Raw genomic sequence first — 10,357 nt, 5'->3', positions numbered from 1 at the left:
CTGAATGCCCCCCATTACCATCCCAACACAGCCCGCCGCAATATAGAAGTCCATAGGAGTGATAATAAAATAGGCATAGATGCAGATAAATATCCAAAGCATATTTACCACGATCAGTGTTGTGACATTTCCAAAGGCTTTCGAGGCACGGGCCGTAAGAGTGGCCCCGATTATCGCAACAAGTTGGATGAGCAGGATGCTGACGATGAGCCCGGTAGTCCTTTCGCTATCGGACCCCCAATGGATCTCCTCTTCCCCGAAGTAAGCGGCGATGAGCATCACGGTTTGTACGGCCATACTGTAGACAAAAAAGGCGCCCAGATATCTTTTTAGGCGGATGTCGTGATTGAGTTGGTTCCATACTCCCCTGAGCTCCCGGAAGCCGTTCAGGATAATATGGCTACGTTCTCCCTGTCGTTTGTTCCCTTTGGGCAAATGATAAAATGTATACTGACTGAACAGGATCCACCAAAGACCAACCGAAACGAAAGATATGCGCATGGCTTTTACTTCAGCCACTTCTCCCCCACTGGCCTCGATACCAAAGGTGCCAGGATTCATTATCATAGCCAGATTAAACAACAGCAATAAAACACTGCCCACGTAACCCATGGAATAACCTTTGGCGCTAATACCGTCCTGTTGTTCCGGAAAGGCGATATCCGGCAGGTAGGAATTGTTCAGGGCAAAACTTACCCAGAAACCTACCAGCCCGAAAAAAAAGCAAACCAGCCCCAGGTAAATATTTTCCAGCGAAAACCAGTACAAGCCCATGCAGGAAACCGCCCCAAGGTAACAGAAGAATTTCATAAAAACCTTTTTGTTCCCCATGTAGTCCGCTATTCCGGAAAGAAATGGTGTAATAATGGCGATGAACAGGAATGCTATTGAGGTAGTGTAGCTGATAAGGGGGGCCCGTGCTATCTCCCCTCCAAAAACTGCTACTTTTTCTATCCCCGCTGCCCGGAACATGGCCCCGTAAAACAATGGGAAAACGGCCGAGGCAATAACCAGGCTGTACACAGAATTGGCCCAGTCGTAAAATGCCCAAGCGTTGAGCAGTCTTTTACTTCCTTTTATGGCGTAAGATCGCGTCATACAATAAAAAAACCGTCCTGTTAGAACGGTTCTCAATATACGGTATTTATCCTGAAATGCGCTTACTGAAAGGTAGTCACCCCATATTTTCGGGCTTCTGCCTTGGCCTGTGGGGCCCATTTGGTAAGGTTGGCAATACGGGTGTCGTTTGATGGGTGCGTACTAAGGAACTCAGGTGGGGCATTCCCTCCTGATTTTGCTTTCATACGCTTCCAGAGCTCTGCGGCTTCATCCGGATTATATCCTGCAATGGCCATTATCTGTAATCCTATCCTGTCTGCTTCTGTTTCATGACTGCGGCTAAAAGGCAACATGCCCCCTACAGTAGTGCCAATGCCGTACGCCTGATTAAAGACGTTCCTTTTCTGGGGGTCATTTATGGCCACATTACCAGCGACTGCTCCCAGTTGCTGAAGGGTGCCTGCACTCATACGCTGTGCGCCATGGTCTGCCAGCGCGTGTGCTACTTCATGCCCCATAACTACGGCTACTCCTGTTTCCCCGGCACATATGGGCAAGATGCCGGTATAAAACACGATCTTTCCTCCCGGCATACACCAGGCATTCACCAAATCATCCTGGACCAGTTTATAGTCCCAGCGATAATCATTTAGGTATCCGGGATATCCATTGGCATCCAGCCAGCGTTCTGCGGCAGTGGCTATGCGCTGGCCCACCCTGGAGATCATTCGGGCATCATTGGTCTCATCCAGCACACTGTTCTCGCTCAGGAATTTATCGTACTGCGCAAAGGCCATGGGAAAGATCTGAGTGTTGGGATAAAAATTAAGGGTCTTTTTTCCGGTAAACGGATTGGTTTTACAGGCAGCAACCCCAATAAATATAAGGGCTATCAGTAAAAATCTTCTGGTATTCATAGGATGCGATTTTATCTTTCCAAATTACGAATTTTTAAGCACCAATGATATGCAGTTCCGTAAAATCCTTGCTTACCATGATGGTGTTGTCGCCATTGGGTTTGACCTCAGTTAAGGGAACCATCACATTGTCTACCTCAATGGCTTTAATTTTAAATGGAAGGCCGATAATGTTGATCCGGAAATGCTCATAAGGGGTGATGTACGTACCGCCTTTAAACTGCTGAATGATCAGTTCGTTCTCCTTGCCATTTAATTTGAAATTCCTCAGGCTGTAGTAGCCTTTTGTGTAGTCATAGCCTTCCTGCGCATCTTCATAAACGGTAGAGTTCTCCACCCCGGCCTTGTAGTAAATATCCAGGGTGAGCTCCTCGATGACCTTCTCCCCTACGTACTGCTGCACGGGATATTTTGGTATAATGGCCCCTTCCTTTACAAAAAGCGGGATCCTGTCTATATCTGCCTCTACCCACTTTTCGGCACCCCCTTCCTGTAGTTCCTCAGTCCAGTAGTTGTACCATTTTCCCCTCGGGATGTACATTCTGCGGCCTTTGGCATTGGGTTCCTGTACCGGGCAGACCAGGATGTGTTCCCCGAAAATGAATTCGTCTGTACGGAAATGGGTTTGGGAATCTTCCTGATCAAGATACACCAGTGACTTCAGCATGGGGACATTATCCTTGCAGTACCGCCAGAACATAGTGTACAGATAGGGAAGTAACTGGTAGCGCAGTTCAATGTATTTCCTTACAATATTGGTGACCTCCGTATCGAATGACCAGGGTTCCTGATCCCCGTGGTCACCACTGGAATGGACCCTGCAGAAGGGATGGAACACCCCAAGCTGAATCCAGCGGGCAAAGAGCTCCCCACTGGGTTGCTCCGCAAAGCCCCCGATATCCGATCCTACAAATGACATTCCACTTAGGCACATGCGCTGTACCTGGACATTGGCAATCCAGAGGTGCTCCCATGTGGCTACGTTGTCACCAGTCCAGGTGCTGGAATACCGCTGAGCACCTGCATAAGCCGCCCTGGTGATCACAAAAGGACGTTTCGGAAAAACATATTTTTTAACACCCTCGTAGGTTGCCCTGACCATTTGTGTTCCATAAACATTGTGGGCTTTCCTGTGGCTGCAGGGGTGCCCGTCAAAATCATGACGGGTGTCCAGCGGAGCCGTCTTTCCCGGAACTTCCATGACTGCGGGTTCATTCATATCGTTCCATACGGCGTGAACCCCGGATTCGAGAATGAAGTCTTTATATAGTTCTGCCCACCATTCCCGTACTTCCGGCTTGGTAAAATCCGGGAAATGACATTCCCCTGGCCATACCTTCCCCTGCATGAGAGGTCCGTCGGCTCGCTTGCAGAAATAGTCCTTTTCCAGTCCTTCCTTGTATACCCAATAATCACGGTCTACCTTGATACCCGGATCGATCATGACCACGGTTTTAAATCCATCTTCATAAAGTTCTGACACCATACGTTTGGGATCGGGAAACTTCTTCTTGTCCCATGTAAAACATCGGAAACCATCCATATAGTCTATATCCAGGTAGATGGCATCACAGGGAATTTTCAAATCCCGGAATTTTTTTGCGAGCTTCTTTACCTGTCGTTCCGGGAAATAACTCCATTTGGACTGGTGAAATCCCGTGGCCCACATCGGCGGCAATTCAGGCGTACCGGTAAGGTCGGTGTAGGACCTTACAACGCGTGACATATCCGGGCCGTAAAAAAAGTAGTAATTCATCTCCCCACCATCTGCCCAAAAGCTGGTAACGTGTCTCTTTTCATGGGAAAAATCAAAATGGGTGTGGAAAGTGTTGTCGAAAAAGATCCCGTATGCGATATCGTTATGAAGGCCAATGTAAAAGGGAATAGCCTTGTACAGCGGATCTTGTTCTTTGGCGTAGGCGTACTGGTCTGTCACCCAATTACTCACTCGCCTACCTTTTAAGTTAGAGTGGGTCGCCTTGTCGCCCATCCCGTAAAAACTCTCCCCTGCCTGGGTGATCTTGCTCATTTTTACGTTGTCTCCGCCGTATTGATGGTTTTCTTCCCAGTGAAATCCGGATTCGTCTTCGTTAATGATATTGCCTTCTAGGTCGGATATTTGGACCCTAAGGCTTTTCTTATCAACCAGGACCTGTAGTTTGGAGGTGCGGATAAGATATTCCGTAGAGGTCTCTTCAGATTCCAACTGGTTAAACCCCCTGCTGGCATTAGGGCTGATGGCATAGGAAAAATCCGGCTGGAACCGATAATCGGTTGCATATCGGAACCGGATCGCACTGTTTCGCAGAATGGTAATCTCCAGGATGACGCCATTTGCTGTGGTAAAATAGAATTTATCCGTTTCCTGTTTAAAATCAACAATCTGCTGGGGATAGAGATTCCCTTTATATTCTATTTCCGTATTGGTAATCATGGATGTGGTCGTTTACAAACGCACAAAAGAAAGATATAAATGCCTAATACTAAAATGATTTGAACAAGATTTATCCACTACAACGATTGCGCCCTTTTCTCTATTGCAAGATCAGCACAGACAGAGGTGGCAGCGTTAAGGTAACGGATTGCTTGTACCCGTGGGAGGGTTTTTTGGATATCTTCAATGTCTTATTCGCCATTCCACTTCCTCCATATTCAATGGCATCACTGTTGAACACCTCCTTGAGGGCCCTTGTAACGGGAACTCCTATGCGATAGTCTTCGCGGGGGACCGGGGTGAAATTGCATACCACGATCAGGTCGTTCTTTTTTTCATGCCCTTTTCTTATATAGCACAACACTGAATTTTGAGCATCCCCGTAATCGATCCAGTGAAAGCCTTCGGGGCTAAACTGTTTTTCATAGAGGGCGGGATAACTTTTATAAATGCGGTTGAGTTCCTTGACCATTTTCTGAATGCCCGAATGGAAATCATACTGCAGCAGGTGCCAGTCCAGGCTTTCCTGAAAATTCCATTCAGAAGATTGCCCGAATTCTGCCCCCATAAAGAGCAAATTTGTCCCGGGATGGGTGTACATATAACCAAAGAGCAGCCTCAGATTGGCAAACCGCTGCCATTCATCTCCCGGCATGCGGTATAGGAGCGATTGTTTCCCGTATACCACTTCGTCATGGGAAAAGGGCAGCATAAAGTTTTCGGTAAAGGCATAGGTCATACTAAACGTAAGGTCGTTCTGGTGGTGCCTCCTGTAAATGGGTTCTTTTTTGAAATATTCCAGGGTGTCGTGCATCCAGCCCATCATCCATTTCATTCCAAAGCCCAATCCCCCGATACTAACAGGACGGGTAACCATTGAAAAAGAAGTACTGTCCTCAGCGATGGTCTGGATCCCATCGAAATTGGAATACACGGTTTCGTTGAGTTCCTTGAGGAAGGAGATGGCCTCCAGGTTTTCATTATTTCCATAAATATTGGGTTCCCATTCCCCCTCTTCCCTTGAATAGTCCAGGTATAGCATGGAGGCTACCGCATCTACCCGCAAGCCATCAGCATGGTAGTGCTCCAGCCAGAACATGGCGTTGCTGATCAGAAACGCCCGGACTTCATTCCGTCCGTAATTAAAAATGAGGCTCTTCCAATCCGGATGGTAGCCCTTCCGGCGATCCGGGTGTTCGTAGAGGTGAGACCCGTCAAAAAATCCCAGTGCATGGCTGTCTTCAGGAAAATGCGAAGGTACCCAATCCAGTATTACCCCGATATCGTTCTGGTGCAGGGTGTCTACCAAAAACTTAAAGTCTTCCGGGGTCCCGAAACGTGAGGTAGGGGCAAAATAACCCGTAAGCTGGTAGCCCCAGGACGGATCAAAGGGAAATTCCATCACAGGCATAAATTCCACATGGGTAAAGCCCATTTCTTTTACATAGGCAACCAATTCTTCTGCCAGTTCCTTGTACGAAAGAAATTTGTTGCCTTCTTTCCTCCTCCAGGAACCCAGATGAACCTCATATACAGCAAAGGGCCTGTCCAGTCCGTTCTTTTCCCTGCGATACCCCATCCATTCCTTGTCTTTCCAGGCATAATCGGCCTGCCAAACCACTGAAGCCGTGTTTGGTGGATGTTCACAAAAACGGGCAAAGGGATCGGCCTTTTCTGTCACTACCCCGTGGTTGTGAGAGTGGATCTTGTATTTATAGAGGGCCCCGTGAGTTACTCCCGGAATAAAACCTTCCCAGATTCCACTGGCATCCCATCGCACATTGAGCTTATGTTCTCCCTCGAGCCAATAATTAAAATCTCCGATCACTGAAACCGACCTCGCTGAAGGCGCCCAAACGGCGAAATATGTGCCTTTTACCCCATTGAGTTCCAGAGGGTGGGCTCCTAACTTTTCGTAAAGCCGAAAGTGCTTCCCCGCTTTAAAGAGATTAATGTCAAAATCAGTAAACAAACTGTGGGAAACCACCTTATTCATAAGTATCTATTTGGTTAGCTTTCATTAATTATACCCATTATCCCCTCCAGCGGGATTACCGCCCAAAGCGGCCTGGAATTCATTTCATAACCCAGTTCATATACTGCCTTCTCCAGCATACAGTACTTAAGGAGAAATTCCCGCTCCTGGCTATATCCGATGTTAATATTGTTTTCCTGTATCAATTTAACATAGGTATCCAGAAATACGCCGATAAAGTAGCGGTACAGGATTTCCCCGGCCAAATACAGATCTTCCTGGCTGTAGGGGTACTTCTCCCCCTTGTTGAAAATCGTGGCGTAGATAGCGTAATGAAAAGAGCGGAACATACCGGCCACATCCTTGAGAGGAGGTTGTTTTACCTTGCGGTCCCGTATGGTGCTTTCCGGTTCCCCTTCGAAATCGAGGAGATAGAAATCCCCGTCCTTGACCAGAACCTGTCCCAGGTGGTAATCCCCGTGTACCCGGAGTCGTTCCCCTTTGAGTTTGGTCCAGTCGAACTTCACAAAGCGTTTCCGGATATAATTCTTGCGTTCGAGGAATTGTTTTGCCAGATCCAGGGTGAGCCCTTCCAATTTATGCAGGTTATTCTCCACGGTATTGAGTCGGTTCTGGAACTGGTACAACAGCCGGTTTTTCAGCCATACCTCATAATCGCCATTAAAGCGAGTAGGCGTGAAGGCGGTATCTTCAAATTCCGAACCCAGGGCAATATGCATTTCGGCCGTGCGTTGGGCCAAACCTTGTATTTTCAGGAACACGTTAAGCCCGGCCCAGTCAATGATCTCATGGGGCACATCCTTAAGGGGCAGGGATTTGAAGAGGTCGATCTGTGGCAGGTTGCCAACTATGATATTCTTGTACTCCAGGTTGCTGAAAATAAGATTGATCTCCTTTAAAAAGTACTCCCAGGCATCCCCCTGATTGGGGACAAGCTCCTGCATCAAGGCAATGGTTATATTGGCCCCGTCAGTATCAATTATGTTGATACTACCCTGATACGCTGGTGTATTTTTAAAGCCTTTACGTTCCGAAAGAAAACGACTCATTTCATAGTCCGGGTTCTTGTCGGCATAGATCCTCCGGAAAAATTTGATTACAGAGCTATCATTGAGGATAACTGATGTATTGCTCTGTTCCATTCCCATAAAGCGGGAAGATTGGTACTCGGTATGTGTGAAAAATTCGCTTTTGTGATAGCGCACCCGTGTGGTATCATTAGGTACCGCCGTCATTATTCTTTCGAATACGAGTTTCCGGAATGCCTCCAGGTTAATGGCGTCGATAATAAAACCATCCTGTCCCTTTATGGAAAGGGGTAAGATACGGTCCTTTTCCGCGAAACTCTCGTCAGAAACAAAGGCGATGGGCAAAAAGTAATGGTGGTAAAAGGCCTCTTTAAAATTAACTTCCAGCAGCAAACCGTAGTAGACCTCCCCTTTCTGCTGGATCCGGAAATACTCCTGCAATTCGATGTACTTAAGCGTACTCGATTTGCCACCATACCAGCGCTGTTTGATGACATAGTCTTCCAGGACCTCAGAAAGGAACACTTTCAGAAAACCTTTGTGTTCAAGGAGTTCTTCCCAGGTTACATCAAAGGAATAAGGACTTTGGGGTATGCTTTCCTCTTTTTTCTTACCCATGCTACTTATTTATTTGAAAGATATGAAATGGCAGCGCGGGATGCAATTCCACGTAGTTCCATTCGTCCCGCCAGATATATCCATTATCCGTAATGAGATCATGCACATGTACTTCGTGGCCTGCTGCTATCCCCAGCGCGTCAAGGGGCATTTGTACAAATCCGGTCTGGGTGTAGTAGGGATCAATATTCACTACGACAAGCAATTCATCCGTCCGATCTTCATTCCACTTGTGAAAAGCGATCAGATGGTCGTTTTCTATGTGGCAAAATCGCAGGTTATTCGTTTGTTGCAGGGCGGGATGCTCCCTGCGTATGTGATTGATCTTTGAAATAAGGTGTGTAATTTTATTTTCCGCATCCCAGTCCCAGTGCCGGATTTCATATTTTTCTGAATTCAGGTATTCTTCCTTACCGGGGATGGCATCGGTAACCATATATTCGAATACCGGACCGTAGATCCCTATATTCCCGCTCAGGGTAGCGGCCAGCGCATACCGGGCAAGGTGCATGGCATCGTTGGCGCCCTGCAGGTGGTAGGGGTTGATGTCCGGGGTATTGGGCCAGAAATTCGGCCGGTAATACTCCTTCATTTCTGTTTCGGTCAGTTCTACCAGGTAGGAGATGATTTCGTGTTTCTGTACCCGCCAGGTGAAATAGGTGTAGGACTGGCTGAACCCCTGTTTGGCCAGCTGCTGCATAACTTTTGGACGGGAAAAGGCCTCTGCGAGGAAAAGTATGTCTGGATGCTGCTTTTTGACTTCATCAATCAGCCAGTGCCAGAAATAATAGGGTTTGGTGTGCGGGTTGTCCACACGGAAAATCGTTACACCGAAGCTGACCCATTTCAGGGTTACTTCCAGCAATTCCTGCCAGAGTTCTTTGTATGCCTTGCTTTCAAAATGGAAATTGACGATATCCTGGTATTTTTTCGGGGGGTTTTCGGCATACTGCATGGTCCCGTCAGGGCGTTTGCGGAACCATTCCGGGTGGCTGCCGATGTAAGGGTGATCGGGTGCTGCCTGAAACGCCAGGTCCATGGCTACTTCCATCCCCATTTGGTTGGACTTTTTAATAAAGCGCTTGAAGTCGGCCTCGGTACCCAGTTCCGGATGGATCTCACGGTGCCCCCCATGTCTGGAACCGATTGCCCAGGGTACCCCGCTGTCTCCTTCCTTCGCATTTGTGGTATTGTTCTTTCCTTTCCTGTTCACCTCTCCAATAGGGTGGATCGGTGGGAGGTAAATGGTATCAAAACCCATTTTCTGTATACGCGGCAGGAGCCGCTCACTATCCTTAAAAGTGCCGTGTTTGCCAGGTTCTTTTGCAGTTGACCTTGGGAAAAATTCGTACCAGGTACTGAAATTGGCCCGCTTCCGATCTACATACACGCGGAGTTCCTTGCTTTTGTTGAGCAGGATGCGTTGAGGGTGCGTCAGGAAGAATTTATGCAGCTTATCAGATCCTGCTGCTGCTATAGCCGCTTCATATGTCTTCTCGTCCTTAAACTTGTCAATTAGGTCTGAGATATAGTCTTTTTCCTCTTTCTTTACTTTTTTGCTGAGGTGTTCCAGGTACTGTAGCCCGTCCAAAAGCTCACTTCGCACCACTTGCCCGTCAGCGATCTTGGCCTTGATTCCGTGCTGCCAGTTCAGGGCGTAATCCACCCATCCGGTCACCCAGTAGGAATAAAAACCCTGTTTATCTGTACGAAATTCGGCAGTGTAGACATCATTCCCCAGGTCCTGCATACGGATAGCAGTATTTCGCTTTGCACTTTCGTGTTTTACCAGGAGTTCAGCCTGAATGAGGTCATGCCCGTCTCCCAATACATCCGCTTTTACTACTACTTTTTCCCCTGCAACCCGTTTAATAAAGAAATTGCCGCAACTGAGTTGCGGCTCAATATTATCAATTACCACCCGCTCTTGTCGGAACATAATTTTAGTTTGCTTGGTTTGCCCTAAAAATAGAAAAATATAAGGAATTGAAATTTGCCACAATCGGAATATTTACAGCTTTTTTACAGCAGTTTTTCAATTTTGGAACGCTTTTTGATTTTTTAATCGAAATTGCACGGGTCTGAGACATCCCGGAACTGTATATTACTATTCTAAACCCTTACATTATGAAAAGAGTTACCTTTTTACTGGCAGTACTGACAAGCGTATTTTTTATCTCCTGTGAAGGACCTGCAGGACCTCCCGGGCCTCCCGGTTTTGATGGACTGGACGGTCTGGACGGACAAGACGGGATCAACATTCTCGGGAAAGTGCTCGAGATCGAGGGAACATTTGACTTCGATA

General features: G+C 47.3%; 6 protein-coding genes. All 6 read right to left on the bottom strand.

Annotation, left to right across the window (positions count from 1 at the left end):
- The coding region (locus AC4E7D_RS04435; RefSeq protein WP_490172602.1) for an MFS transporter at positions 1-1,098 on the bottom strand (1,098 nt) is incomplete at its 3' end.
- Between the two features lie 62 nt (positions 1,099-1,160).
- Entirely contained in the window at positions 1,161-1,976 is an 816-nt protein-coding gene (locus tag AC4E7D_RS04430; protein WP_490172601.1) for a M48 family metallopeptidase, read from the bottom strand.
- Between the two features lie 34 nt (positions 1,977-2,010).
- Positions 2,011-4,410, bottom strand: a complete 2,400-nt coding sequence (locus tag AC4E7D_RS04425; protein WP_490172600.1) for a glycoside hydrolase family 31 protein — start codon at positions 4,408-4,410, stop codon at positions 2,011-2,013.
- A gap of 100 nt (positions 4,411-4,510) precedes the next feature.
- Positions 4,511-6,406, bottom strand: a complete 1,896-nt coding sequence (gene glgB, locus AC4E7D_RS04420) for a 1,4-alpha-glucan branching protein GlgB (protein ID WP_490172599.1) — start codon at positions 6,404-6,406, stop codon at positions 4,511-4,513.
- Positions 6,407-6,420: 14 nt separating this feature from the next.
- A complete protein-coding gene (locus AC4E7D_RS04415; RefSeq protein WP_490172598.1) occupies positions 6,421-8,052 on the bottom strand; it encodes a trehalose synthase in 1,632 nt (543 codons plus the stop codon).
- Between the two features lies 1 nt (position 8,053).
- Positions 8,054-9,991 carry an alpha-1,4-glucan--maltose-1-phosphate maltosyltransferase gene (locus AC4E7D_RS04410; protein ID WP_490172597.1) on the bottom strand — a complete coding sequence of 646 codons (1,938 nt, stop codon included), beginning with the start codon at positions 9,989-9,991 and terminating at the stop codon, positions 8,054-8,056.
- Positions 9,992-10,357 lie beyond the last annotated feature (366 nt).

The organism is Lentiprolixibacter sp., assembly GCF_982873095.1.
The sequence above is the reverse complement of the archived record's forward strand: the minus strand, read 5'-3'. Positions and strand labels throughout refer to the sequence as shown.